A 25,315-nucleotide genomic window follows, 5' to 3' on the forward strand; every position below is an offset into this window, starting at 1 on the left:
TAAAGCTGGATCTGATGGAAGGTTTATTTATCAGTTTCTGAGGGTGCATCAACAGGAAAGGTCAATAAAAACCGGGTGCCCGCTGATTCAGAGTCTATATATTCAAGATGTCCCCCCAGCACTTTCTGGCACAGATTATAGGAAATATGAAGACCTAATCCTGCGCCCCCCTTACCTCTGTAGGTTGTATAAAAGGGCTCAAAGATATGATCAACAATATCCTTATTGATTCCTCTGCCATTATCAGCATAAATCAGTTCAATCTGACGCTCATTACGACGAATGTCTATCTCGATCAGCCCCTCTTCAACTCCGTCAAATGCATGGTTCAGCGAGTTCATCATTAAGTTAGTGATAACCTGCGTCACAGCCCCCGGATAACTGTTTATCTGAATCATACTTTCACCTGTGATGGACACATGGACCTGCTTCTCTATCAGAGTCTGTTTTAGACTGTCACAGGTTATCTCTATCAATCTATCAAGGCAGAACTGTCGCTTTTCATGCGTTGCCTGATCCGCAGCAGTCTGCTTGAACCGCTGTACTAACTTATCAGCCCTGGTCAGGCTCGATAGCACTAATGTGCCACCTTCCTTCATTTCAGAAATGTACCTTTCCAGAGCGCCCTTCGTCAGCGATCCCGAATGCAATAGTGATTCAATATTGATCGTTGCATCACTCAGGTGAGACATCGCTGTAACACCAATACCAACCGGAGTATTAATCTCATGAGCAATTCCCGCCACCAGTTGACCCAGAGCCGCCATTTTTTCCGATTCAACCAACTGTTGTTGAGTCTGCTGTAGTGTTTGCAATGACTTTTCCAGAGCAGCATTGGTTACATCAAGCTTATTTAGGGCTTGCTCCAGTTCGCCGGTACGCCGACGTACTTTATCTTCCAGCATAATCGTTGTCTGGAATAGAGAAAAGTCACTGGAATCGGTATTGACGCCTTGCTCGGCGCGGTCCATAAGCACTTGAATAATTGCCATTAAGCGACGAATTTCATTCCGTAACTGATCCCTGTCAGAGCCTTCATCGGTCAGTAAAAGAGCCTCAGTGCTCATGGGAACCAATAGCAATTCCGGTACAGGTCTGATTAACATGCACACCGTTTATTTGCTCTCCATAAGTACTGAAGCCAACGCCATTATTATTGGTTAACAATTCTGATACCGGTGATAACAAGCCGTGCTGTTCAAGCTCAAGCCGCCTGAGAATGCAATCACAGGTAATCAGCGCCTGAGGAGGACCGACCTGATGATGTACATGCTCCAACATTTGCTTTAGATTAGTTACGATATCAACCCCTTGCGCCGTGCGTAATACAACACCAACATCAATAGCGCAGAAAAAGGTAAGACTTCCGTCAGTGTTCACCTTTTGTATCGACCTCACGTATTCTGCATCCCCCATCTTAACCACCACAGGATGGGCAGCAAAAACCATCGGCGACAGCTGCTCCATGCCCTCCAGCCCCAGCAGCCTCGCATATTCGGGACCTGCAGGTAGTCCATTAATTTCCGTAACTATTCGATGTTCGGGAATTGCCGCAGTCACTACCATTCGTTGATCAGAAGCGACAAAATGCTGTGTTTTGAATAGCTGAAACGGCAATGCAGTGGTTATCAGGATCAGCAGAGCAGCGTCACTCCAGAGTTTTCCCTGGTAGAATATGTAAGTCTGTTCGAAGTTTAAATCATCTCCGGCAGACCCTCCTATCAGCGGTATTTGTGGAATCGCGCTGGCTACCACACGCACGAGGGGTTCTTCGCGTATCGACATACCATCCACCAACAGCAAGCCGAAAGTTTTTGAATCACTTTTCAATTGATAAAGACTGTTATGACGGCTATGCAGACTGCTCGTATTTGTCCGCCAACGCCCAAGCGGAAAATCATGTAAATCTTTATAAAGCTCCACACTCACAGAAAAATCAGTCGCTGAAAAGGATATGGCACTGACACTGTGCCGGCTATATCCGTTGGGACCGATTTCTCCCGCTGTTGTGCACCCAACTACAACCACTTTGGGGAACGCTCGCTCCAGTTCACGCGCTATCTCGGGAAGGTCATAACTGACGGAGCAAAAGACGACCACAAGAGCCAGATCCAATTGATCTATTTGCCCTTTTAGGTCCGAAACCAATGCCTTTGATTCCTGTAAAATGGAACAGCCAATTCTTGTACTTTCAACCACTACAGCTCTCCCTGTTTCAGGAGGATCATTGATGCACAGTGTCTGCTTGGATTGTAGTATCTTATTTGTAATTCTCCAGCCAATAACTTAAACACGGTGCCACAGCAGTTAAACTGCGCTTGTTTTAAATTTGTACTGACTGCTAAGATGGGGCCAGTTTTTTTGGGAGTAACAAGTGGTTAACCCGCAACAGATTGTTATCGAAACCCCTTGGTATCAGATTGCCGCCAAAGCCTGGGGGCCAGAGACTGGCCATAAAGTGCTGGCAGTGCATGGTTGGCTCGACAATGCAGCCAGCTTCGATTTTTTGGCTCCGTTGCTGCCAGATACACGCTTTATCGCAATTGATCTGCCCGGGCATGGACTCTCTTCTCACCGCCCTCCTGGGGTGCCTTACCACTTTGTCGATTATATTCCCGATGTAATTGCCGCTGCCGACGGGCTTGGCTGGCAACGTTTTTCATTTGTCTCTCACTCGCTGGGCGCCGGAGTATCTAGCTTTGTCAGTGCTTTGCTCCCTGATCGAATAGAAAAACTCGTTATGATTGATGGACTGGGTCCATACGCCGCTGATCCATCCAAGGCTCCGCAATCTCTGGCCGCTTCAATCAAACAAATGGGCCGACTACCAACAAAGCGTCCCCCTGTTTACTCTGACAAGAACGCTCTGATCGATGCCAGAGTTCGAGTCGGTGATCTTAACCGTGAATCAGTGCGCTGCCTTATCAATCGCAGCAGCATGGCTTACGAAGGAGGATGGACCTGGACCAGTGATCCCCGTTTACGTTTCAGCTCTCCACTGTACTTGACTGAAGCGCAGGTTCTTGCACATTTGCAGGCCATTCAGGCTCCGACTCTGTTAATTAATGGTGACAGAGGGATTATTGACCAGCGCCCAAGTAGCCAACAGCGCTGCGCTGCCATTAAGAATCTGACAGTGAAAACTGTATCAGGAGGACATCACCTGCATATGGAAAATCCGGAGCCAGTGGCTACTGAAATACGAGCCTTTCTTCGCTAAATCCTCAGGATTCGAGCACCCTCCGGCCTGTCACAATGCCCTTGAATCAAGGTGTCATAGTGCTCTACTTGGCCTTCCCGGACCGAAGCAGTGTAGCAGCCCCCTTACACATTAACGAAGAAACCTGTAAGTCCCCCCCTCGAACCAGGACCTTCAAAAACTTCTGAGTTTCAGTTTTTGCATTAGTGAATTTGGTGGTCTAGGCTAAATCACGACAGCGAATTTGTGGTTGTGGAAACGCTGTAAACCGACAATCGTTAACATCCGTCTGCATCATTGAGGTTGACGACGATTGTTACTAAACGGAACTTTAACCAAGGGTATAAAGGAATGGCCAAGGTCGGCACTAAACATCCAATCAACGCTTTACGTTTACCTCAGGGACTGGAAATTCGTCCATCAACTCAAGCTGATAACCACTTCATCGAGAAGCTTTATCAGTCAACTCGCTCCGACTTACAGTTGATTGATGCTGAAGCTGATTTTATTGAATCAATCATCGACCAACAGCTACATGCCCAAAGCAATGGCTATGGAGATGCCTTTCCCAATGCAATGTATTTTATTGTCGAGAAGCATCAACAACCCATTGGACGTGTAACTATCGATTTTGGCAGCAATGAAATCAGGGTAGTGGATATCGCATTTATTCCTCAGGCACGTAATAAGGGTTTTGGTGAAGGCGTACTCAAAACCCTGCAGTATGCCGCAGGTAAAAACTGCTCCCCGCTTGCACTCAGTGTGCATTGTGATAACTGGGCGGCAAAAAAGCTTTACGCAAAACTGGGTTTTCAAATCGAAGAAAGCGCTCCTCCCTACGAACGTTTGGTTTGGTACCCCACTTTAATGGAGATTCGTGCCTAGCAGCATATTGCGAGTGCATGAATAACGACTGACAGCAAGAAAGGAGACACCATGGCAGAGCCATTTATCAGTCAAATCACGATGTTCGGATTTGATTTCCCACCGCGAACCTGGGCCAAGTGTGATGGCACGCTTATATCTATCAACAACAATCCAGCCCTCTACGCCCTACTCGGATTAAATTTCGGTGGCGATGGACGCACCAACTTTGGTTTACCAGAACTGCGAGGCAGAGTACCCATTCATAGAGGAAATGGTTACAACATTGGCGAAAAAGGCGGTAGCGAAACCGTCAGATTATCAAACAGTCAGCTACCAGAGCATTCACACCAGGCTCAAGCAAACAGTCAACCCGGAGACACCAACCTGCCTGAGGGCAAAGTATTGGCCATGGCACCCAGTGGCAATCCGATTTATACAGTTGCTGCTAATCCCCGTCCAATGGGTGCAGCCTTGTCCTCTACAGGAAGTGGTGGCGCCCATACCAATATGCAACCGTCTCAGGTGATTAATTTCTGTATCGCCTTGGCAGGGGATTTTCCCCCTCGAAATTAGAACACTACCTGAATAATTTACGTTTATTGAGGAGTTCAGTTATGTCCGACCCCTTTATCGGTGAAATTCGAATGTTCGCCGGCAATTTTGCCCCCCGCACCTGGGCCTTTTGCGACAATTCACTTATCACACCAGGATCAAATGAAGCCTTATTCTCCCTGCTTGGAACCCGCTACGGCGGTAATGGCAGAACCACTTTCGCCTTACCGGATATGCGTGGCCGCTTGCCCATGCATCAAGGTACCGGCCCAGGCCTGACACCCAGACCAATAGGTCAAAGAACAGGTGTTGAGACCGTTACACTAACCGCGGCGGATATGCCCAGCCACACTCATCCTCTGGAAGGCAGTGGCAATGACGGTGACAGTGCAGAACCCCAGAGTAGAACCTTAGGTTCTGGACAACAGGCCTTTGATACAGGCAATACCAATCTGGTTGCCATGTCTCCAAGTCAGGTGAGTGACGCCGGTGGATCCCAACCTCACTACAATATGATGCCCTTTTTATGTGTGAGTTTTATTATCGCATTACAGGGTGACTATCCATCCCGCACCTGAATATATTAAGGAGAGATATATTATGTCTGAGCCATTTATCGCACAAATTCAAATGTGGGCCTGTAATTATGCTCCCCGCAGCTGGGCATTCTGTGATGGAGGCGTTCTTCCAATTTCAGAAAATGCAGCCCTATTCTCATTAATCTATACAACCTATGGCGGCGATGGACGCACAACGGTGGGACTACCAGATTTACAGGCTCGCGCACCGATTCAACAAGGAAGAGGACCGGGCTTAAGTAATTATGTTTGGGGTCAACGAGGTGGAACTTCAAGTGTTGAGTTATATCAGCAGCAGATGCCCGAGCATACCCACACTTGGTACGCACAAGATGATGAAGCTTCTGACACAGAGCCCAATTATGCCTATCTTGCCCAAGCAGGCGAACCAGGACGGGGTGGGCGATTTACTCCAACAGATATCTATAGCGATGCAGCAAACCTAATGCCCCTATCCGATTCTACGATAGGTAACGCAGGCGCAAGCCAGCCACACAATAATATGCAGCCCTTCCAGGTGTTGAATTTCTGTATTGCCCTGGCAGGTGTTTTTCCTTCTCGCAGCTAATTGGATCCCAGGATTAATTATGTTAGCTAAACTGACTCAGCTCGATTTCGATCAATGCTTAAATCAGCCGTTCAAAGTTCATCTGGTTACTGAACAACAGGACACTGAAATTAATCTTGAACTCATTGATGTCCAGTTCTTACGTGAATCCGTTAATGAAGGAGGACGCGATCAATTTTCATTACTGTTTAAAGGAGGCAGCGAAGTAATCTTACCGCAGCAGACATACCAGCTTGAAAATGACCAAATGGGGAAACTGGATATTTTTCTGGTACCGATCGGTCGAGAAGACAATCAAAATAACGATCCAACCCGTGCAGTTATCTATGAATCCGTTTTTACCTGATCTTTAAAACCTACAAATACGTCCAAAAGGTCTGGCAGACCTTAAGGGAACCTGTAAATCGACAATCGTTAACGTCCATTTGTATCATTGAGATTGACGGCGATTGTTACTAAACGGAATCATTTGCACTCAGTGGCATTCCGATAACTGGCGGCAAAGAAGCTTTACTCAAAACTGGGTTTTCAAATCGGAGAAACCGTTCTTCCCTACGAGCGCTTGGTTTGGTACCCACTTTAATGGAAATTCGTGCATAGCAGCATATTGCGAGTGCATAGATAACGACTGACAGTAAGAAAGGAGGCACCATGGCAGAGCCATTTATCAGTCAAATCACGATGTTCGGATTTGATTTCCCACCACGAACCTGGGCCAAGTGTGATGGCACGCTTATATCTATCAGCAATAATCCAACCCTCTACGCGCTACTCGGAATAAATTTCGGAGGCGATGGACGCACCAACTTTGGTTTACCGGGACTGCAAGGCAGAGTACCCATCCATAGGGGAAATGGTTACAACATTGGCGAAAAAGGCGGTAGCGAAACCGTCAAATTATCAATCGGTGAGCTAGCTACGCATTCACACCAGGCTCAAGCAAACAGCCAACCCGGAGACACCAACCAGCCTGAAGGCAAAATATTAGCCATGGCACCTGATGGCAATCCGATTTATACAGCTACTGCTAATCTCAAAGCAATGAGTACAGCCTTATCTTTCACAGGAGATGGTGGTGCCCATTTCAATATGCAACCGTCTCAGGTGGTTAATTTTTGTATTGCCCTGGCAGGGTTATTCCCCTCGCGAAACTAGAGCACAACCTGATTAACTTACGCTTATTGAGGAATTCAGTTATGTCCGAAACCTTTATCGGTGAGATTCGAATGTTCGCCGGCAATTTTGCCCCCCATACCTGGGCCTTTTGCGACAATGGAATAATACCAGCAGGATCAAATGAGGCCTTATTCTCCCTGCTTGGATCCCGCTACGGCGGTGACGGCAGAACCACTTTTGCCTTACCGGATATGCGTGGCCGTTTGCCCATGCATCAAGGTACCGGCCCGGGCCTGACACCCAGAGTAATAGGTCAAAGAACGGGCGTTGAAACCGTAACGCTAACCGCGGCGGATATGCCCAACCACACTCACAGTTTGGAGGCTAGCGGTAATTCAGCCGACAGTACTGAACCTCAGGGTCGAATGATGGGTTCTGGACAACAAGCCTTTGATACAGACCATACAAGCCTGGTTGCCATGTCTCCAAGTCAAGTGAGTGACGCCGGTGGATCCCAACCTCACAGCAATATGATGCCCTTTTTATGTGTGAGTTTTATTATCGCATTAAAGGGTACGTACCCGCCCCGCAATTGAACACATACCACATATAAGGAGATATGCATTATGTCTGAGCCATTTATCGCACAAATTCAAATGTGGGCCTGTAACTATGCTCCCCGTGCCTGGGCGTTCTGTGACGGAAGTTATCTTCAGATCGCAGAAAATACCGCCCTTTTTTCACTAATCAGTACAACCTATGGTGGCGATGGACGCACTACGCTGAGGCTACCAGATTTACAGGCCCGTGCACCAACACATCAAGGACAAGGACCTGGATTAAGCTATTATCGTTTGGGTGAACAAGGTGGGGCTCCCGGTGTTCCTCTATATCCAGCACAGATGCCCGAGCATACCCACACTTGGTACGCACAAGATGATGAAGCTTCTGCCACAGAACCAGCTGCTTCCTATCTTGCCCAAGCAGGTGAACCAGGACGGGGTGGGCGATTTACTCCAACAGATATCTATGCGGATGCATCAAACCTAATGCCATTGTCCGCTTCTACGATAGGTAACGCAGGCGCTAGCCAGGCACATTATAATATGCAACCCTTCCAGGTGTTGAATTTCTGTATTGCCCTGGCAGGCATTTATCCTTCTCGCAGTTAATTAGATCCCAGGATTAATTATGTTAGCTAAACTGACTCAGCACGATTTCGATCAATGCTTAAATCAACCGTTCAAAGTTCATCTGGATAGCGAACAACAGAACACAGAGATTGACCTTGAGCTTATTGATGTCCAGTTTTTACGTGAATCCGTTAATGAAGGAGGACGCGATCAATTTGCATTACTGTTTAAAGGAAGCTGCGAAATAATGCTGCCCCAGCACACATACCAGCTTGAAAATAATAAAATGGGGAAGCTGGATATTTTTCTGGTACCGATCGGTCGAGAAGACAATCAAAATAACGACCCAACCCGCGCTGTTATCTATGAATCTGTTTTTACCTGATCTTTAAAACCTACAAATATGTCCAAAAAGTCTGGCAGACCTTAAGGCTAAGGGTTACATACCCTTAGCCTATTCAGCAGCAAGTGCGTTCACTTTATTATTCTCGTTATCAGTATTCATCTACTTGCTGCCATATATTCCACATTCTGGTTTCTTCCGTAAAATCCATCAATGAAAATAGCCCAACACAGGCTTTAGCTCCTTTTTCCTGAAGAGATCCAGCGGCAATTTTTTTGGCTAAAATAATGGAAGGAATTGTTGGGATTTGTGGACCATGACCATCTTCAGCAATTAAGTTCCATCGAAGAATTTTTGGCTGGCCATTTAAATCAATACCCTTTAGTTGAATATACATAGCACCAATATCAGTCCCCAACCCCTGGAACCAGCAACTCATTCGAGTGACTAGTTTTGAATATCGAGACCAGTTATCTACAAATCTAAATCGCGAAAGCCAGGACAATAACCACAGCCCCAGATGCAAACTGCCAAGTTCAAGACCGGCGTAAAACCTAACAGTCTTTAGACTGGGGTAATGACCGGGAAACAACTCCAGATCAGGTATATCACAACTTGCCAGCCACCGACGCCCGACGGGGTCAGGAAATTTATATCTATGTATTTCCTGCCAGCCATAAGTATCTTCCCACTGACTGTTTTGCCAACGCTTAAACTGACGACCAGTATAGCTTAAGATTGCCTTTACCGTAGCTTCACCACGATCAGCGCGATTTCCCGGTGCGATCCCATAGTGAATTTCGTTTAGTTCCTGAAACGCAGAGAAATACTCGTCAATCACCGCAGAGGAAAGCCCTGGAACACTACTGGCTCCTGTGACCGCCAGCACATTGTTTTCTTTGGCTTTTGCATCCAAGCGGTCAAACCCGTTAACAAAACTTCGTCCATCAGCCAAATCTATATAATGAATACCGGATTCAATACAAGCCTGAGCGACATCATAATTCTGCCCTTGAAATGGGCCAGATGAATGAATAACCAGTTTTACACCGGTACGGGCGATCTTATCTTTAAAATCCTTTTTATTGATATCAAGAACAACGCTATCAATTTTGCCTCCTGTTCTCTGCCTTAGCTGATCAGCAAAAAGCTCAGATTTTTGCTTGCTTCGTCCGGCAACAGTAACAGAGATCCCCTGCGTTATAGCCAATGACTCACTGATTTTTCCACCAAAATTTCCATAACCACCAAGCACCAATACCGGAAATTTCACACTGTCGATCCTCCGGAAACCTATGAACAAGTCCATTCGGCCTCTGAAAGCCCACAGAGAACACAATGGACTTATTCACAGGTTCTTTAGTTTAAAAAAGTTTTAGTCCACCAAAGTTTCGTTTGCCTAGCAAACTTTAATATCTTTTTTCTGAGTTATTACAATGATATAGCACAATATTATAGCTGTAATATTGATTGAAACGGGATTAAACGCTTCCACCAGCAGACCGGGCATAAAAATGGCGACATCAATCAATAAAACAATAAGCAGAACAGCTGAAAAATAGACCGGATACAGAGACTGTCTTAGCAAAAGAATGGATAAACCTAACAGGATCTCGGCGCCCCCGGCAATGGGCGACAATACCGTTGCCGGAATCCCGATATTGTGCAAATTAGTTAGCTGTTCCTCGACCGGACTTAACCAGATAATTTTTGGTATCAGGCCGTGGTATAAGAAAACAAATGCCAGGCCGATGCGAGCTATTAAGTGAACTTTCAAAGAACTATTCATCAGATCCTTCAGCAGTACCCTTGACAGCGGCAGGTTCCGGCTCTTCGGTTGGAATATCCTTAACAGTTTTCAATCTTGCCAAAAAATCATGACGTATGTTGTCATCAATGATTGTTTCAGCAATTTTTTCTGCGAGAGTCTCTTCCACCCCCTGCTCTTCAATAAGTTCGGCGACGTAATAAAGAACATCAGTACGATTATCCATGTCCTTGGCGAATTTTAAGTTCATATATTCTCCAATCACTAAACCTTTCTTACTGATGACTTGATGAACCGTTCTGATGGTCATATTGTCTCCACAATGCTCGCAAACTGTATATATGTACAGCATATACAGCTCAGTGATTTATGCAAGTGCAACTTATGTACAAGACAATGTTCCTGTTTTCCTTATGTCATTCTTCCTGTTTCAGATAAGCCTTTCTTGCAGATAGTAGAGCGGTTTTGGCCACAGCTCATTCATCATTTTAAGAAACCATCAAAACAAATACTAATGATAACGATTTTCATTCGTGTTTTTTCTTGCATTACTATTATATTGTGATTTAATGCACACACACAAAGGACGTCAAGAGAGACCTGACAGGAGATAACACAATGTTAGTTAAGGATTTTTCAGATTGCGTTGGCAATACACCAGTCGTCCGTCTAGACCGGTTTTTTGATTATTCTTATTCTGAAGTATTAGCAAAACTTGAATTGATGAACCCAGGAGGAAGCGTTAAAGACCGACCAGCCAAGTATATTATTGAGAAACTGATCGAGAGCGGTAAGCTCATTCCAAATTTACACCACGTCATTGAAAGCTCATCGGGGAATTTGGCTATCGCATTAGCCATGCAATGCCGCCGCTTTAATTTACAGTTCACCTGTGTCGTTGATCCAAAAATCTCACCACTCAATCTAAAAATTATTGAGTCTCTGGGAGCCAATATTGACATGGTGACTGAAAAGGATTTAAACGGTGGCTATCTGGACACCCGAATCAATCGGGTCCAGCATTTAGAGCAGCATGTTCCGAACGGCTTTTGGGTTAACCAGTATGCCAACCCCATGAACTGGCAAAGCCACTACGACGGTGAAGGTGAAGAGCTGATTAAACAGCTATCGGACCCCGTTGATTATCTGGTAATGGGTGTAAGCACCTCAGGCACATTGCTCGGTATCAGCCGTCGATTAAAAGAAGCCTACCCGAAGATGAAAGTAGTCGCTGTTGATGCAGTAGGCTCCGTACTATTCAACAACAAGCCTTCTCCCAGAGAACTTCCCGGTATCGGTGCCAGCCGAGTCCCTGCATTATTGAAGACTGACGAGATAGACCAGGTTATTCATGTGGATGACTATGAATCTGCCCTTGCCTGCCGGAGACTTGTTACCAAAGAAGGCATTCTTGCAGGCGGCTCTTCCGGCTCAGCGTTGGCAGCCGTGCAGAAACTCCTGGCTCAACAAAAGACCCCTTGCAAAATATTAACGCTGCTTCCCGACCGTGGTGAGCGCTACCTGGACATGGTGTATGACAACGTCTGGGTAGAAAGTGCCAGACAACGCCACCTGTCTTCGCTGGAATCCTCCGAGGTTTTGAAACCAACACCTCCCCTACCAGCGGAATTAACCCAGGTTCAGCCTGAAGCCATAAGTCACTAAGCACTATGGCGTTACCGCATAGAAACTAAATAGTGTCTGCCTGAATGGCAGCTGACTAATCACCCCTTAAACCAGATTTAGCTAAACCCTGGTGTTTTAACAACACTGAGTCTATGGGCAGCTTGCTCTCGGGCCCGGTTTAACAAGGAACCATCATGCACAACTCCGATTCACTATTGTACCTAAGTCAGTCCGATATCCGTCAACTAGGCGGAGATCACTCTGATGCCTACGTCCGCGCTATCGAAGAAGGGTTAAAACTGCACGCTGAAGGTAACTACGTCCAGCCTCTTAAGCCCTATTTGCGCTGGTCTGGTGCTGATCATATCGCCGACCGGATCATAGCGATGCCCTGCTATCTGGGAGGAGAAAATGCAATTGCCGGCTTAAAGTGGATAGGCAGCCGCCAACACAATCCGGCCAAATATGGTAAAGAACGGGCCAGCGCAGTAATGGTACTGAACGATGCCGAGACTAATTATCCGGTCGCATTAATGGAGGCAAGTTTAATCAGTGGAATGCGCACCGCCGCGATCACCGCGGTAGCAGCAAAGTACCTGGCAAAAGACAACTTTCAGGAACTCACCAGTATTGGCTGTGGCCCCATTGCAAAAATGCAGCTAACAACCCTGTTGCAACAGTTTTCCAGCATAAAAACCATCCATTTGTTCGACCTGAACAGGGAAGCCGCAGGACGACTGGTTGAAGAGCTTTCAAAGCAGTTTGACGTCAAATTCAATCTCTGCGATTCAGCCGAGCAGGCTGTCCGAGCGGGTGAAATGGTGATCACCTGCACAGTTGCAAATGAACCCTATCTCGAATTTGACTGGCTACAAAAGGGCTGCTTCTTAGCCAACGTCTCCATCATGGATGTACACAAAGAGGTCTTTGTAAAAGCCGACAAGGTTGTTGTGGATGATTGGGATCAATCTAACCGTGAAAAGAAAATCATCAACCAATTGGTACTGGAAGGGAAGTTCTCTCGCGAACAACTACATGCAGAACTGGGAGAGTTGGTAACAGGGGAGAAATCAGGAAGAGAAAATGATCAGGAGATCATTCTGCTGAACCCGATGGGAATGGCTATCGATGATCTTGTTTGTGCCCGATATTTCTACCTGGCGGCAAAAGCGCAAGGGGTAGGAACCATGTTGCCTTTATTTTAAGGGAAGGTAGTCATGACCCTTTCAGTTCAAAAACGGCTCAAACGGGCCGAACATATACTGCTCAGCGACTTATTTGACGCGCTCTGGATGGAAAATCTATTTGGCTTTCGTACTCACAGCCAGATTGCCCAATCCGAGCCGGACCAAAGTAATCAACAGCTTCTGGTAACACCTGTCACCGCTGAGCACCGAATTTGCTGGCCAATACGACTCGATCCAAAGTCGTCCAAACCACAGATAAGCGCAGAGATATATTGCGATAACGGACAGGATAATCCCTTAACTCTGGTGGCAGTATGCCAATCCATTGTTAACGCGACCTGGTGGCCTCAACAGGCCAATGGTGAGCGGTTTATACAGTGGATAACACAGGCCAGAGACTACCAGTTGCTGCTGTTGGACAAAGAGGCTGAGTTTTTTGCCCCTTTGTTGCAGCCCGGTAAACTGAACCTGGCAGAATGGGAGTGCATTGCTTCTCTAAGAGACCGCCCTTTCCATCCGGTCGCTAAAGCAAAAGTATTTGAGGGTATCAGTATCGATAGCCATCAACTACTCCCCGGCAAGAAACTCCAGGCCAGTTGGTGGGCAATTCCCAGAACGCTCTCATTACAGAGCGTTGAGGAAAACAGCCAGCCTGGCCTGGAGCAACCATTTTTTCAATTGTTAACAGATAACCAGCAGCAGGTTGTTAAACAAGTCTGTGAGAAACAGCAGTTAGACCTTGAAGAGTACCTGATACTCCCCGTACATCCTCTACAGGCTTTATGGATTAAAACCCATAACTGTTTTCTAGCGGCCAGAGATCTGGGAGTGTCAGCTACAGACCTGATCGCCACCAGCTCACTTCGTTCACTGGTGGTTAAACATCAGCCTCACCTGCACCTGAAGCTGTCTCTATCGATAACCTCACTGGGTGCTGTAAGAGTCCAGCCTGCCCGCTATCTGCATAACGGACAACTGGCACAGCGGGTCTTTTCAAAAATACAGGACCGCGATGAATGGTTGGCAAACCATGTTGAACTCTGTGAAGAAACCCTATGGGCATCAATGTCCGAACACCAGGAAAACCCACTGCTACAGGAGAACGGTGAGCTGAGTTGCCTGCTGCGAAGCTATCCTGAGAGTTTGATTAATGATCCGGATATCGAGTTGGTGCCCATGTCCGCCCTGGCGGTGCAGAACGAGAAAGGACAGGCCACCGGTGTACGCCGGTTACTATCAATTGCGGACCAGACAGCAAGTCTGACAAGTTGTCTAAAACTATTTGAAGTAATTGCCAAGTTATTGTCCGAACTGGGATTACGCTGTTTTAACTACGGCGTAATGCCAGAACTGCATGGACAAAACGTACTGTTAATTTGTCGCCTCGGTGAGATACAGGGCCTGCTGTTAAGGGATCATGACACCCTTCGTACCTGCCCTCTCATGATGGAAGCGCAGGACCTGCAACCGCCTTGCTACGTAATGGATCGCTCAACGCCAGGAACACTGGAGCTGGAAAATCCCGAAGAGCTGCTGGCCTATTTCCAAACACTGGTGTTAGAAGTCAACCTCTACGCGATTATGGATGCAATGTGCAGAGATCTGAACTCTGCAGAACAACCATTCTGGCATCTATTGCAGTCTGTACTGAACAACTCGGTACAGGGCATGAGCAATGACTCTGCACGAGATATCGCTGCCAGAGAACTTTTCAGTGCCCAACAATGGCCATTCAAGCAGTTGCTTCATCCACTGTTAATGCGCCAGAGCCTGGGTTCCGGCATGCCCTGTGGAATGCTGCCCAGTAACAACCCTTTGGCGGAACTGACCGGTGCTTAACCCTCAGATTGCGACACTTTGGGGCAGTCAGTTCATAACCACATTAGGGTTAATGATTCTGGTACCTATCATGCCGCTCTATTTGGCGGAGGAGATGTCCCTCAGTCTGAACAACGCGACTCAGTGGGGGGCGTTTGCCATGGCAGCCCCTTCGATAGCAAGTCTGCTTTCAGCACGCTATATCGGTATCTGCAGTGATCGCTGGGGATACCGACCTGTTTTGATGTTCAGCCTTGTCATCTTTTCCGTCAGTATGCTTTTGATGGCTTGGGCAAGCGAGTTGTGGATCTTCATTCTTGGCCGCTTGTTGCAGGGCCTGAGTGGAGTCAGCCTCTGTATCCTGACATTTACTTCGGCTTTAGGTAAAGGGAAGGAAGGCCTCACAATAGGCTCCATCCAATCCGCCACTGCAGCAGGCGCAGTGATCGGACCGGTAATGGGTGGTTGGCTGAACGATCATTGGCAGCTCCAACCCCTGTTGTACCTGACAGCGCTGGTTTCCTTAATAGTTTGTCTGGCGATTCGCAGCTGTACGCCGGACCTGAAGGTAAAAGTGGTCAGCAACCAACAATCGCTAAAACCTGATTTACATGGAGCGCGGCCTTGGTTGTGGGCAGGATTGCTATCACAAGCAGCAGCCGTTGCATTAGTCATCTGCTTTGGTGGATTTATCCAGCAACAGCTGTCACTGGTCAACTCTGCCAGCGTTGCCGGTTTAATGCACGCACTGTCATGGTTGGCCTGTCTGATAGCAAGTCCGCTGTGGGGTAGATCCAACGACGCAGGTCACACCCAGCGCAACTTCTTAATTGCCGCAGCGTGCTGTTCGTTAAGTCTGCTGGCATTACCCTATTGCCAGTCAATCTACCTTATCGCTTTACTCAGAATCGTTCAGGGTGCCTGTTTCGCGGCCCTGATACCCTCAATGCAACTAGTAGTACAACAGCAAGTTCCTGAATCGCAGCGGGGACAGGCTTTGGGGATATCCCAGAGTTACCTGTCTTTGGGCCAAATTGTCGGCCCTCTGCTAATCATGACAGCCACCTTCTGGCTGACAGCAATACAACTAGTCTGGCTTTGCAGCCTGCTATTTGCTGCCGCCTTTATCAGTATTTTTCAGTCAACTTTTCAGCAATCAGGACGTAGCCTGAGAGGATCCAATGCAAACAGATAATTCATATACAATTCGGGATGCCATCGACTCTCGACTCATTGAGCAATACCTGAATACTTATTTCCGGGAAACGGGAGTTTTTGTTCCCAGTGGAAAAACAACCTCTGCCACGGTGAAGGAAGCGACGGTTCAACTTGCTCATCGTGGCGCAGCCTTCAGCCATCATTTTGACCACAGCCATTGCTGGCTGGTCGGATCAATCAGTTATTTATCGGCTGGAGGGTTTCACCGATATGGTGATGAATTCGCACTGGTATCTGAACAAAGTGGTGAAATAACCCCGCTCGCCGGTATCGAAAAACTGTTCGAGCTGATTGTTTCTCAGCTTGGCAGCCGTAGCGACTTCGATGACAGAAAGCGCCACAAACTGTTGTCCCTGATGCGCAATAGTCATCAACGAATAAGACACTATTTATCACACACACAGAATCAGAGTGATTTATCACACACACAAAACCAAAGCAGTACTGATGTATTCCGCCGCTCTGAACAAGGATTACTCTTCGGTCACCCTTTCCACGTAACATCAAAAGCCTGTGACGGTTTTGATAATCAGGATATAGGCAACTATGCCCCGGAACAGTCTGCTGACTACCAGTTGAGCTATTTTGCCGTTGCCCCGGACATTATCTGGCAGGAAAAGAGCCGGCTTCAGCCAATCAAAGTGGATCAACTGGCAATAACACAGGCGGCTGAAAAGCTGACCAATATCGATCAATACGTTCTGCATCCCTGCCACCCCTGGCAGGCGGAATACTTGCTGCAACAAGAGCAGGTAAAAACATGGCAACAATCTGGCAAATTGATTTATCTGGGCAAGTTAGGAGAAACGGTCTGGCCTACATCTTCCGTGAGAACCGTATGGTTACCACAGCAAAAATGCTACAAAAAACTCTCCATTAACGTACGGATAACCAATTTCATAAGGAACAACCCTCCGGAACAATTACGACGGGCTCTGGATATCAGTAAGCTGGTATACCGGTTACAGCCGGATTTGGAGCAACACTTCCAGCTCCTGGCCGAAAGCGCCTTTCAGACCTTTTCCTGCTCCGACAACGAACTTCAGGCAGCAGCTGCGTGTTTATTCAGAGATGGTCAAAGTGACACCCAGCAGCCCCAAGTCATCGCCTATTTACTGGAAGAGAAGCCGCTTACTGGTGAGATGCCATTAATAGACCAGATGCGACAAGCGGCAACAAACCGCAACGAACCCTTTAACAGTCAGTTTGTTGCCCGCTGGTGGCAGGCCTATCTGAATATCTCTCTCATCCCTTTATTGGAACTGTTTGCCCGTTATGGCCTCAGCCTCGAGGCACATCTGCAGAACTGTATGGTCGCATTGGAGCACGGCTGGCCACAGGTGTTTTATGTCCGTGATATGGAAGGCGGCAGCATTAGCCGGGAGTACGTCTCATCCTGGCAGGGCTTGATTAACGAAGACAGCAGTGCTCTTTATGATCAGGAAACAGCCTGGTTTCGGCTGAAATATTATGCACTGATCAATCACTTTTCACACTTTATTGCAGCCCTGGGAAGAACCGGGCTGGCGACCGAGAATGGGCTCTGGAACATGACCCGGGAAATTATTCAACAAGCAAACCAAACCCAGGAATATCAATCCCTCATCACTGATCTACTGACAGCTGAAACACTACCTGCCAAAGCCAACATGCTGAGTAGCTTTGGCCAGCATGGAGAAAAGCCAAGCTGGGTAGAAATCCCAAACCCTTTAAAAATGGAGAGTAACAGCGCCATGGAGAAAAACAGTGTCATGGAGAAAAAGAATGGATAAGTACAGTCAGCTGTTATCTCACCCTGCCTGGGATCAGGCTCGTGAACGAGTGCTTCGTCAACTCTTTGAAGCGCTCATGTTTGAAGAAGCTTTCAAAAAGGCAACCATAAAAGGCGATCTGATTTCAATACCAGCCCAAGGTATCCGCACAGGTACCGAGGTCAGCTATTGTTGCCGAATAAGAGAAACCCACAGCTTTGCTCGGCACCGCATTATTGAAGGTCCCTGGCGTGTAGAAGGAGATCGGTGGCAACCCGTAACAGATTTAGCCCAGGTGCTGAATGAGCTGTCCTCCAATATAGGTGCCGATCCCGCCCGGCTTAAAGCCTTTGTTTCAGAACTGCGGAGTACCCAGATAAAACAAGCAGAGGTTCTGGCGCAACGGGGTCAACAACCCCTTAGAACTTTAAGCTTTAATCAAATAGAGTCCCGGTTGACGGACGGCCACCCCTACCACCCCAGTTTCAAATCCAGACTAGGGTTTACTCTGGCAGACAGCGCCCTTTATGCACCGGAGTATGCCCCGATCGTTACTCCTTTGTTATTTGCCGTTAAACAGTCTGCTGCTGTTGTTTCCGCAACAGCCGAGATGCCTTTCAGCGATGTTATCCGTGCAGCGCTGGGAGAAGCCATTTGGGATCTGTATCAACAGCAACTGAGCAGCCGGGCGCTGAACCTTGACGATTATCTTCCGTTACCTGTTCATCCCTGGCAATGGGATGAAGTGCTCGCACTGGAGTGCCATGAAGCCATCAAATCCAATGAGATGATCTATCTCGGTCAATTGCAAGGCTACCTCCCTCAGCAATCAATTCGAACACTGGCCAATGCGGAGCATGTTGAAAACAGCAATATCAAACTATCCATGAGCCTGGTGAATACTTCGACCTCAAGAGTACTCGCTCCTCACACCGTAGCCAACGCGGGAGGGATCAGCGACTGGCTGGCAGACATTGTCGCTGAGGATAATTATTGGCAAGACCAAACGAGACGCCCCATTATTCTTAAGGAATTTTTCGCAGTCGCCTATAAACCGGCCTATAGCAGCCAAAATGGCTATGGAGCTGCCTCCTGTATCTGGCGCCAAAGCATACAAAGTCAGCTCATGGAGGGGGAATCAGCCCTGCCCATTTCAGCGTTGATCTACCAGGACCATGACAATCATCCCCTGATTACCCCCTGGATTGATCAATATGGAACCCACGCCTGGCTGACAGAATTATTCCAACAGGTCTATTTACCCGTCCTGCATCTGCTTTGGAAACATGGCCTGGCTCTGGAGTCCCATGCTCAAAATATGATGTTGGTGCACAAGCAGGGTATGCCTCAGCGCGTAGCCCTTAAGGATTTTCATGATGGCGTACGATTCAAAAAAGAATTCCTGATTGATCATTCTTATCTGGAGCGATTAGCTGAAGCACCTGCGGAGCATTCAGCCGTAAATCCTAACTCCTTTCTGGAAACACTGGATGCTGATGAATTACGGGATTTCTGTTATGACGCACTGGCCTTCGTCAATCTGGCTGAACTGGCCTGGTTTATGGAACAGAACTTCAACTACAGCGAAAGCATGTTCTGGGAACTTTTCGCCCGCATCCTGAAAGACTATCAACAGTCTCATCCCGACCTGAACGAGCGCTTTAAGCTGTTTAATGTATTTGCGGAAAAAGTACAGATTGAACAATTGGCAAGCCGTCGCTTTCAACCGGAAATACGTCAAAGAGTCATTGAAAAGCCCAACCCTTTAGCGCCATATCGGGCAGGAAGTGAGCATGAGTAATTCCTTAAAGCAACGGCTCGGGAAGGGAGACACAATAACGGGCATCTTCTGCTCAACACCGGCCCCGCTGATGATTGAATTGATAGCAGCAGCTGATTTTGACTTTGTCATCATCGATTTAGAACACACGCTCATCGAAGGGCAGCAGTTAGAAGCGATGATTCTTGCAGCCAGGTCCAACGGCCTATCGGTATTGGTGCGGTTACCCGAAAACGCCTTGTACAGGTCGGTGCAGCTGTTGGACGCAGGCGCAGAGGGGCTGGTTTTTCCGAGGGTCAGTACTGTGCAACAGGCAGAACAAGCTGTTTATCAATGCCGCTACGGCACCCGGGGCGCACGAGGATTAAACAGCACAAGGGACAATCATTATGGTCGCGATAATCTTGCTGATTACGTCTCTGAAGCCAACTCTCAACTGTTGCTGATAATGATGATAGAAGATCGCACCGGTGTTCAAGCAGCTGACCAGATAGCAGCCGTCGACGGAGTCGATATGCTGTTACCTGGAGCCGCCGATTTATCACAATCATTCAATTTCCCCTGGCAAACGTCCCACCCTGAAGTTCAGGCTGCAATTGAGCAGATTCATACAATTTGCCAACGCCGCCAGAAAGGATTTTGTGCACTGCCGAGAAACCAGCAAGAGCAACAGGCATGGCTGGAGCAAGGCGTTCAATGCTTTGTAGCAGGTGATGATCGGGGAATCTGCCGTCGTGCTTTAACTGCGGTGGTTAACGATTTTAAAGAAATGGTAAAAAAACATGTTTGAAGTTCCCTCTCAGGCCATTGAAAACTATTTATCAACAATTGATAAACCGGCCTCCGCTTATTTTTACGACCTTGACTGGTTAAGGCAACATGTGACAACTGTAGTCGAGAAACTGCCTGCAAATTGCAAGATGTATTACGCAATCAAGGCCAATAGCGAAGCCAGGGTACTGCAGGAAATCAGTTCGCTGATCTACGGGTATGAAGTGGCATCAGCAGGAGAAATCAAAAAGGTCAGAGAAGCAGTCCCAAATGCCTCAATAGCTTTTGGGGGACCCGCAAAAAACCGTAACGATCTGGAATATGCGCTATCACAACGGGTTGAGCTCTATCACCTGGAAAGCCGTTTACAGTTGCAAATGCTGGACCAGCTAGCCGGTCAGCAAGGCGTTAGAGCAAATGTGTTATTAAGGATCAACCCACGGATAAAACTCCCTGAAGCAACGCTGACAATGGGCGGCAGTGCTACTCAGTTCGGGATTGATCAGAGTGAACTGGAAGAGATTTTTGAGTTAATACCGCAACTGAAAAATCTTGATATCGACGGATTTCATATCCACGCATTGTCCAACAACCTCGATTATCAAAAGCACCTTCAACTACTCGATTCCTATCTGCAGCTGTTTCAGGATTGGAGCCGTAAAATACCGATCAAGCAAGTTAATGTCGGCGGCGGTATTGGCATTAACTATCAGCAACTGGAACAACAGTTTGATTGGTCCCTCTTCTGTGACGGATTAAGTCAACTGCTGACAGAGTACAATATTGGCTACCCGGTTAATTTTGAATGCGGACGATTTTTGTCGGCAAACTGCGGCTACTACCTGACGGAAGTCATCGATATTAAATCTGTCCGAGAGAAGAAGTTCGCTTTACTTCGCGGTGGCAATCACCACTTCCGATTGCCCTCTTCGTGGCAACATAATCACCCATTCAAAGTAATCCATCGAGACAACTGGCCATGGGACTTCCCTCGTCCGAGCGCTACCAACGAACAGATAACCCTCTGTGGTGAACTCTGTACGCCTAAAGATGTATTAGCCAGTAATGTCACTGTTTCAGACCTGGCTGTGGGAGACTCGGTACTGTTTGTTCTGGCTGGAGCCTATGGCTGGCATATCTCTCATCATGATTTTTTAAGCCACCCCCATGCAGATCTGATATTTATTAACAGCCAACAACATAAGGAGCGTTAAGATGTTTTCTCAATTGCCTCTGACACTGGTGCCCACCGGCGCCCTCAACATAACCGAGGAGTACATACCCGAGCGGGTGTTGTGGTTAGTGGAAAAAATCAGACGGGAAAAAGTATGGAGTACACCGGTAACACTGGAAAAAAACAGTCTGGCCATCATGGATGGTCATCATCGGGCAGAAGCAGCAAAACGCCTCGGCCTTCCGTTTATTCCCTGTTTGCTGCTGGATTATTCCCAAGTTGAAGTCCAGAGCCGGATCGACAATGTCGTCGTGACACCAGAACGTATTATTCAACGGGCGGTTAAGGGTGTCCCCTATCCGGCAAAAACCACCCAACATATTTTTCCGGCAAAACTACCGGACTGTAACATTTCCCTTAATTTTTATCTTGGAGAAGATATCGATCAAAAAACAGCTTAGGGTGTCAGTCATTGTTTTGTGAATCACCCTTTAATGATGACCGGTAATGGATAACGTTACCGGTCAGCTTACTCATTTGTTCATTGCTGCCATTTTCCTGCTTTCAGTCACTTTCCAATTTTCAACTGTTTTCTAGCTTTCTGCTGCTTCCTAAACTTTCTGCTACTTCCTAACTTTCCAATCAGCAGGTCAAAAGCCACCACCGAAGTGACAATTATGTAATTCATAATTACAACGATTATCACTACCACCATTATTCAAATAAGTTCAATTCTCGTTTGCATATTCTGCAAATAATAATTATTATCATTCGCCCTTGCAATATCATTAATTTCTGAAGGTTAACTGAGTATTCATGAAACGTATTAATAGGATCTCCCCCCTACTCTTCATCGCGGCCGTCTCACCTGCAGTAGCGACAGCTGATACCCAGGATTCACCAGCCAGTACAGAGATGGACACGCTGACGATAACCGCCACACGTCAGAACATGGCCGCCGACGAATTAACCCATGCGGTCACTGTGATTGACCGTCAACAGCTGGAATCACAGTTTCAAACCTCCCGTAGTCTCGGTGAGGTTCTGGCCAAGACAGTCCCCGGTATGGCGCCCTCCAGTCAGACTCTGACCAATTTTAATCAGAGTCTTAGGGGGAGAAACCTGTTGGTACTGGTTGACGGCATTCCTCAGAACACTAACCGCAACGTTAGCCGTGACCTGATGAATATCGATGCTTCCAACATCGAGCGGATTGAAGTTTTACGCGGTGGTAGTGCAGTCTATGGCAGTGGTGCTGCTGGTGGAGTCGTTAATATCATCACCCGCCGTAATGAAAGCGGTGCCAGCACCACTGTTGGCCTTCAGAGTGCGCTGTCTGAGATTGACGAGGATGGATTCGGCTATCGCGTTGAACAACAACTGGGGGGAGGTAACGAGAACTTCGATTATGGCGTCAATTTGGCGTGGGAAAGCCAGGGAGCATTTTTTGATGCCGATGGCGATCGTATTGCCCCGGAACCCAGTCAAGGTGACCTGTCGGATACTGACAGCCTTAGTCTGGCCGGTAAACTACGCTGGTTCCTTGATGCTGGAACCCTGACTTTTTCTGCCAGTCATTTTGATGCAGAACAGGATTCAGACTACGGCTCAGACCCTTCAGTTAAATCTCAGCCTGCGGGTAGTGTTAAAGCCAAAGCAATCCCCGGGCTGCAGTTAGATGAGCAAAACCGAACCCGTAACAGCTTACTCAATCTGGCATGGTCAGCCGATCAGACCCCTCTGGGCAGCCTCGATGCTCAGGCATACTATCGTGACTATCATGCCCGTTTCACTCCCTTCGATGGCCGTCCCTACAGCTCCTGGAATGCTTTGGCACAAAGTTTTATCGATACCGAAACGCTGGGTGCCCGTCTGACACTCAGCACTGATATCAATGACAACAACCTGGTGCGCTGGGGAATGGATTTAAATCGCGAAAAATCAGAAATGCCCGTCACCACCTATGATGGGGATGCTTTTGATAACAGTGGAGGTCTGGTGTTTATCAATACCGGAGACAAGACCTTTATGCCTCCGATTACCCAGGATAATCTGGGCGCATTCGCACAACTTGAAAGTAATTTCAGCGACAGTCTTCGCTGGGAAATCGGTGCCCGGTACGAGTATATCTCGGCATCCTTTGATGATTTTACAACCCTGGGGCAAGGCCATGCCATTAAAGGCGGTGACCTGAGCTACGATGATGTGCTTTTTAATACCGGCCTGGTCTACAGTTTGAGTGATAATACCGAGGTTTACGGAAACTTCTCTCAGGGCTTTGAGCTTCCGGATATTGGTCTTCGTCTGCGCTACGCCAGTGCAGGATTCGACATCAACAGCTCTCAGCTGGACCCGCTAAAAGTCGACAGCTATGAAATGGGTAGCCGAGGTGACTGGGGAAATACTCAAGCCAGCATCGCTGTTTTTTATAACACCTCAGACCTGGGACAAACCACCATTCAGAACTTTACCCTGGCTCTACCTCGCGCCGAAGAGAGAATCTACGGTATTGAGCTGACCTTGGATCATCGTCTGGATGCCCAATGGAAACTCGGTGGATTACTCACCTGGATGGAAGGTGAACGCTACGACGAAGGCGATCAGCGCTGGGAAGCCCTGAACGGCTATCGGATCCCCCCTTTACAACTGCGTGCCTATGCTGAATACAGCCCCAGCAGCCAGTGGTACCACCGTCTACAGCTGAACTACAGCGGATCTCGAGACGACGCCTTTGAGGATCAGGTTGGTTTTGGCAGCAGAGAGATAGAAGCCTATACCACGGTTGACTATCACACCCAATACAAGTCTGGCCAAAGTACCATCAGTCTGGGAATAGAGAACCTTTTAAACGAGGACTATTTCAGCGTCTACGGCCAGTTGCTGCGTAACGGCAACAACACCAGCCATATCCCTGCCTCAGGCATTGCCATGAAAGCAAGTTATCAGTACCAATGGTAAGAGAAATACTGCTGGCCGTCATGCTGTTGGCGGCCTTCCATCCAATCCTATCCAAAGCAGAAAGCGGATCGGAAACCAGGGCCTGCCAAGCGATTGAGCACGCTCTGGGCAGCAGCTGTGTCAGCCAAAACCCATTGCGGGTTGCGGTGCTGGATACCGGTGAACTGGATATGGTTCTGGCATTGGGCATCAACCCCATTGCTTCAACAACGCCCTACCAAGTGGGGCAATTCCCTCAGTACCTGCCCACAGAACACATCCAGATCCAATCTCTGGGCGTGGTACAGGAGCCGGATCTGGAACAGCTCATGCGGCTAAAACCCGACCTGATCCTGGGTAGTCAATTTCGCCACGGAAGACTGTATACCCTGCTCTCTTCCATCGCTCCAACCGTATTCAGTGAATCGGTAGGGGCTAGCTGGGCTGATAACCTGCGGCTGTTTGCTCGCGCCCTGGATAAAGATACTGAAGCTGAAAATCTGCTCAATGAAATTGACCGCCAATGCCAAACAATTCGACACCTGTACGACTCCAAAGGTCAGCCCAGCCTGTCTATCGTTCGTTCGATGCAAACACATATCCGACTTTACTTACCCGGTTCTTTTATCGGTGAACTGATGAACCGCTGTGGATTGCTGCGTCCGACGGCCCAGTCCGGTAAAGGCTTTGCCCGGCGACTGCGTTCCCCCCAACAGATCGATTTGCTGGAAGGCGATATTATCCTGCTCAGCGAATACTCCCCCAAACAGGGATCCCTCGTTCAACGCTGGCGCCATTCAGGGTTCTGGCAGCGACTGCGGGGACAGGTCTACGAAATAGATGACAGCTACTGGATGCTGGGGATTGGTCCACTAGCAGCCAAACAGGTTCTCGACGATTTGGAACAGATAATTAATGACTACTGATGA

The 25,315-nt window shown here is 47.7% G+C and carries 26 protein-coding genes; 21 read left to right on the plus strand and 5 right to left on the minus strand.

The annotated features are described in order from the left end of the window. Positions 1–23: 23 nt before the first annotated feature. Both BGP75_RS12205 and nosP read right to left on the minus strand, forming a co-directional pair. A complete protein-coding gene (locus BGP75_RS12205) occupies positions 24–1,106 on the minus strand; it encodes a sensor histidine kinase (protein WP_083704784.1) in 1,083 nt (360 codons plus the stop codon). Beyond that, positions 1,057–2,199 carry a nitric oxide-sensing protein NosP gene (gene nosP, locus BGP75_RS12210; protein WP_198939348.1) on the minus strand — a complete coding sequence of 381 codons (1,143 nt, stop codon included), beginning with the start codon at positions 2,197–2,199 and terminating at the stop codon, positions 1,057–1,059. Before nosP ends, BGP75_RS12205 begins: the two co-directional genes overlap by 50 nt. A 175-nt stretch (positions 2,200–2,374) precedes the next feature. Here nosP and BGP75_RS12215 point away from each other — a divergent pair, with 175 nt between their 5' ends. The 10 genes from BGP75_RS12215 (at position 2,375) to BGP75_RS12260 (ending at position 8,398) form a co-directional block, all read left to right on the plus strand. After that, positions 2,375–3,220: an alpha/beta fold hydrolase gene (locus tag BGP75_RS12215; RefSeq protein ID WP_076718872.1), complete on the plus strand. Its 846-nt coding sequence runs from the start codon at positions 2,375–2,377 to the stop codon at positions 3,218–3,220. Between the two features lie 330 nt (positions 3,221–3,550). After that, on the plus strand, positions 3,551–4,084 hold the full coding sequence (locus tag BGP75_RS12220) for a GNAT family N-acetyltransferase (RefSeq protein WP_076718873.1): 534 nt from the start codon (positions 3,551–3,553) through the stop codon (positions 4,082–4,084). 51 nt (positions 4,085–4,135) lie between these two features. Beyond that, positions 4,136–4,639, plus strand: coding sequence for a phage tail protein (locus BGP75_RS12225; protein WP_076718874.1), 504 nt, complete (start codon positions 4,136–4,138; stop codon positions 4,637–4,639). 41 nt (positions 4,640–4,680) lie between these two features. Continuing rightward, positions 4,681–5,196, plus strand: coding sequence for a phage tail protein (locus BGP75_RS12230; protein WP_076718875.1), 516 nt, complete (start codon positions 4,681–4,683; stop codon positions 5,194–5,196). Between the two features lie 22 nt (positions 5,197–5,218). Then, on the plus strand, positions 5,219–5,764 hold the full coding sequence (locus BGP75_RS12235; RefSeq protein WP_076718876.1) for a phage tail protein: 546 nt from the start codon (positions 5,219–5,221) through the stop codon (positions 5,762–5,764). A 19-nt stretch (positions 5,765–5,783) separates the two neighbouring features. Then, on the plus strand, positions 5,784–6,110 hold the full coding sequence (locus BGP75_RS12240; protein ID WP_076718877.1) for a DUF6916 family protein: 327 nt from the start codon (positions 5,784–5,786) through the stop codon (positions 6,108–6,110). A 305-nt stretch (positions 6,111–6,415) separates the two neighbouring features. Beyond that, complete coding sequence (locus tag BGP75_RS12245; protein ID WP_076718878.1) at positions 6,416–6,919, plus strand: phage tail protein; 504 nt, start codon at positions 6,416–6,418, stop codon at positions 6,917–6,919. Between the two features lie 41 nt (positions 6,920–6,960). After that, complete coding sequence (locus BGP75_RS12250) at positions 6,961–7,476, plus strand: phage tail protein (protein ID WP_076718879.1); 516 nt, start codon at positions 6,961–6,963, stop codon at positions 7,474–7,476. A gap of 30 nt (positions 7,477–7,506) precedes the next feature. Next, on the plus strand, positions 7,507–8,052 hold the full coding sequence (locus BGP75_RS12255) for a phage tail protein (protein WP_076718880.1): 546 nt from the start codon (positions 7,507–7,509) through the stop codon (positions 8,050–8,052). Between the two features lie 19 nt (positions 8,053–8,071). Continuing rightward, the gene (locus BGP75_RS12260) at positions 8,072–8,398 is read left to right on the plus strand and encodes a DUF6916 family protein (protein ID WP_076718881.1); all 327 of its coding nucleotides are present in this window, start codon (positions 8,072–8,074) and stop codon (positions 8,396–8,398) included. Between the two features lie 109 nt (positions 8,399–8,507). On the opposite strand, the gene BGP75_RS12265 is transcribed toward BGP75_RS12260, so the two are convergent. From BGP75_RS12265 to BGP75_RS12275, 3 genes are all read right to left on the minus strand, one after another. Continuing rightward, positions 8,508–9,629, minus strand: coding sequence for a saccharopine dehydrogenase family protein (locus BGP75_RS12265; protein WP_158070103.1), 1,122 nt, complete (start codon positions 9,627–9,629; stop codon positions 8,508–8,510). Between the two features lie 126 nt (positions 9,630–9,755). Next, a complete protein-coding gene (locus BGP75_RS12270) occupies positions 9,756–10,145 on the minus strand; it encodes a DoxX-like family protein (RefSeq protein ID WP_076718883.1) in 390 nt (129 codons plus the stop codon). Further along, complete coding sequence (locus BGP75_RS12275) at positions 10,138–10,434, minus strand: hypothetical protein (protein ID WP_076718884.1); 297 nt, start codon at positions 10,432–10,434, stop codon at positions 10,138–10,140. The genes BGP75_RS12270 and BGP75_RS12275 overlap by 8 nt, the downstream gene beginning before the upstream one ends. A 308-nt stretch (positions 10,435–10,742) precedes the next feature. On the opposite strand from BGP75_RS12275, the gene sbnA reads away from it, so the two are divergent. The 11 genes from sbnA (at position 10,743) to BGP75_RS12330 (ending at position 25,312) form a co-directional block, all read left to right on the plus strand. Continuing rightward, entirely contained in the window at positions 10,743–11,789 is a 1,047-nt protein-coding gene (gene sbnA, locus BGP75_RS12280) for a 2,3-diaminopropionate biosynthesis protein SbnA (protein ID WP_076718885.1), read from the plus strand. Positions 11,790–11,944: 155 nt separating this feature from the next. Beyond that, the gene (gene sbnB, locus BGP75_RS12285; RefSeq protein WP_076718886.1) at positions 11,945–12,955 is read left to right on the plus strand and encodes a 2,3-diaminopropionate biosynthesis protein SbnB; all 1,011 of its coding nucleotides are present in this window, start codon (positions 11,945–11,947) and stop codon (positions 12,953–12,955) included. Positions 12,956–12,967: 12 nt separating this feature from the next. Further along, on the plus strand, positions 12,968–14,776 hold the full coding sequence (locus BGP75_RS12290; RefSeq protein ID WP_076718887.1) for an IucA/IucC family protein: 1,809 nt from the start codon (positions 12,968–12,970) through the stop codon (positions 14,774–14,776). Further along, positions 14,769–15,950, plus strand: a complete 1,182-nt coding sequence (locus tag BGP75_RS12295; protein ID WP_076718888.1) for an MFS transporter — start codon at positions 14,769–14,771, stop codon at positions 15,948–15,950. The genes BGP75_RS12290 and BGP75_RS12295 overlap by 8 nt, the downstream gene beginning before the upstream one ends. Next, positions 15,937–17,745 carry an IucA/IucC family siderophore biosynthesis protein gene (locus BGP75_RS12300; protein WP_076718889.1) on the plus strand — a complete coding sequence of 603 codons (1,809 nt, stop codon included), beginning with the start codon at positions 15,937–15,939 and terminating at the stop codon, positions 17,743–17,745. Before BGP75_RS12295 ends, BGP75_RS12300 begins: the two co-directional genes overlap by 14 nt. Further along, positions 17,738–19,525 (plus strand): IucA/IucC family siderophore biosynthesis protein, encoded by a 1,788-nt coding sequence (locus BGP75_RS12305; RefSeq protein ID WP_076718890.1) that lies wholly within the window; start codon positions 17,738–17,740, stop codon positions 19,523–19,525. The genes BGP75_RS12300 and BGP75_RS12305 overlap by 8 nt, the downstream gene beginning before the upstream one ends. After that, a complete protein-coding gene (locus tag BGP75_RS12310) occupies positions 19,518–20,294 on the plus strand; it encodes an HpcH/HpaI aldolase/citrate lyase family protein (protein WP_076718891.1) in 777 nt (258 codons plus the stop codon). Before BGP75_RS12305 ends, BGP75_RS12310 begins: the two co-directional genes overlap by 8 nt. Continuing rightward, a complete protein-coding gene (locus BGP75_RS12315; protein WP_076718892.1) occupies positions 20,287–21,489 on the plus strand; it encodes a type III PLP-dependent enzyme in 1,203 nt (400 codons plus the stop codon). Before BGP75_RS12310 ends, BGP75_RS12315 begins: the two co-directional genes overlap by 8 nt. Before the next feature lies 1 nt (position 21,490). Then, a complete protein-coding gene (locus tag BGP75_RS12320) occupies positions 21,491–21,910 on the plus strand; it encodes a ParB N-terminal domain-containing protein (protein ID WP_076718893.1) in 420 nt (139 codons plus the stop codon). Between the two features lie 355 nt (positions 21,911–22,265). Then, entirely contained in the window at positions 22,266–24,407 is a 2,142-nt protein-coding gene (locus BGP75_RS12325; protein ID WP_076718894.1) for a TonB-dependent receptor, read from the plus strand. Beyond that, positions 24,401–25,312, plus strand: a complete 912-nt coding sequence (locus BGP75_RS12330; RefSeq protein ID WP_083704785.1) for an iron-siderophore ABC transporter substrate-binding protein — start codon at positions 24,401–24,403, stop codon at positions 25,310–25,312. The genes BGP75_RS12325 and BGP75_RS12330 overlap by 7 nt, the downstream gene beginning before the upstream one ends. The last annotated feature ends 3 nt before the right edge of the window (positions 25,313–25,315 follow it).

Origin of the sequence: Motiliproteus sp. MSK22-1 (assembly GCF_001968815.1) — a bacterium.
In the GTDB taxonomy this organism is placed as follows: domain Bacteria; phylum Pseudomonadota; class Gammaproteobacteria; order Pseudomonadales; family Balneatricaceae; genus Motiliproteus.

Bases quoted from the DNA above. Each gene is read 5' to 3' on its own strand.
- BGP75_RS12205 (WP_083704784.1), bottom strand. From the start codon at position 1,106: ATGTTAATCAGACCTGTACCGGAATTGCTATTGGTTCCCATGAGCACT.
- BGP75_RS12220 (WP_076718873.1), top strand. From the start codon at position 3,551: ATGGCCAAGGTCGGCACTAAACATCCAATCAACGCTTTACGTTTACCT.
- BGP75_RS12225 (WP_076718874.1), top strand. From the start codon at position 4,136: ATGGCAGAGCCATTTATCAGTCAAATCACGATGTTCGGATTTGATTTC.
- BGP75_RS12230 (WP_076718875.1), top strand. From the start codon at position 4,681: ATGTCCGACCCCTTTATCGGTGAAATTCGAATGTTCGCCGGCAATTTT.
- BGP75_RS12235 (WP_076718876.1), top strand. From the start codon at position 5,219: ATGTCTGAGCCATTTATCGCACAAATTCAAATGTGGGCCTGTAATTAT.
- BGP75_RS12240 (WP_076718877.1), top strand. From the start codon at position 5,784: ATGTTAGCTAAACTGACTCAGCTCGATTTCGATCAATGCTTAAATCAG.
- BGP75_RS12245 (WP_076718878.1), top strand. From the start codon at position 6,416: ATGGCAGAGCCATTTATCAGTCAAATCACGATGTTCGGATTTGATTTC.
- BGP75_RS12250 (WP_076718879.1), top strand. From the start codon at position 6,961: ATGTCCGAAACCTTTATCGGTGAGATTCGAATGTTCGCCGGCAATTTT.
- BGP75_RS12255 (WP_076718880.1), top strand. From the start codon at position 7,507: ATGTCTGAGCCATTTATCGCACAAATTCAAATGTGGGCCTGTAACTAT.
- BGP75_RS12260 (WP_076718881.1), top strand. From the start codon at position 8,072: ATGTTAGCTAAACTGACTCAGCACGATTTCGATCAATGCTTAAATCAA.
- BGP75_RS12270 (WP_076718883.1), bottom strand. From the start codon at position 10,145: ATGAATAGTTCTTTGAAAGTTCACTTAATAGCTCGCATCGGCCTGGCA.
- BGP75_RS12275 (WP_076718884.1), bottom strand. From the start codon at position 10,434: ATGACCATCAGAACGGTTCATCAAGTCATCAGTAAGAAAGGTTTAGTG.
- sbnA (WP_076718885.1), top strand. From the start codon at position 10,743: ATGTTAGTTAAGGATTTTTCAGATTGCGTTGGCAATACACCAGTCGTC.
- sbnB (WP_076718886.1), top strand. From the start codon at position 11,945: ATGCACAACTCCGATTCACTATTGTACCTAAGTCAGTCCGATATCCGT.
- BGP75_RS12290 (WP_076718887.1), top strand. From the start codon at position 12,968: ATGACCCTTTCAGTTCAAAAACGGCTCAAACGGGCCGAACATATACTG.
- BGP75_RS12300 (WP_076718889.1), top strand. From the start codon at position 15,937: ATGCAAACAGATAATTCATATACAATTCGGGATGCCATCGACTCTCGA.
- BGP75_RS12305 (WP_076718890.1), top strand. From the start codon at position 17,738: ATGGATAAGTACAGTCAGCTGTTATCTCACCCTGCCTGGGATCAGGCT.
- BGP75_RS12310 (WP_076718891.1), top strand. From the start codon at position 19,518: ATGAGTAATTCCTTAAAGCAACGGCTCGGGAAGGGAGACACAATAACG.
- BGP75_RS12315 (WP_076718892.1), top strand. From the start codon at position 20,287: ATGTTTGAAGTTCCCTCTCAGGCCATTGAAAACTATTTATCAACAATT.
- BGP75_RS12320 (WP_076718893.1), top strand. From the start codon at position 21,491: ATGTTTTCTCAATTGCCTCTGACACTGGTGCCCACCGGCGCCCTCAAC.
- BGP75_RS12325 (WP_076718894.1), top strand. From the start codon at position 22,266: ATGAAACGTATTAATAGGATCTCCCCCCTACTCTTCATCGCGGCCGTC.
- BGP75_RS12330 (WP_083704785.1), top strand. From the start codon at position 24,401: ATGGTAAGAGAAATACTGCTGGCCGTCATGCTGTTGGCGGCCTTCCAT.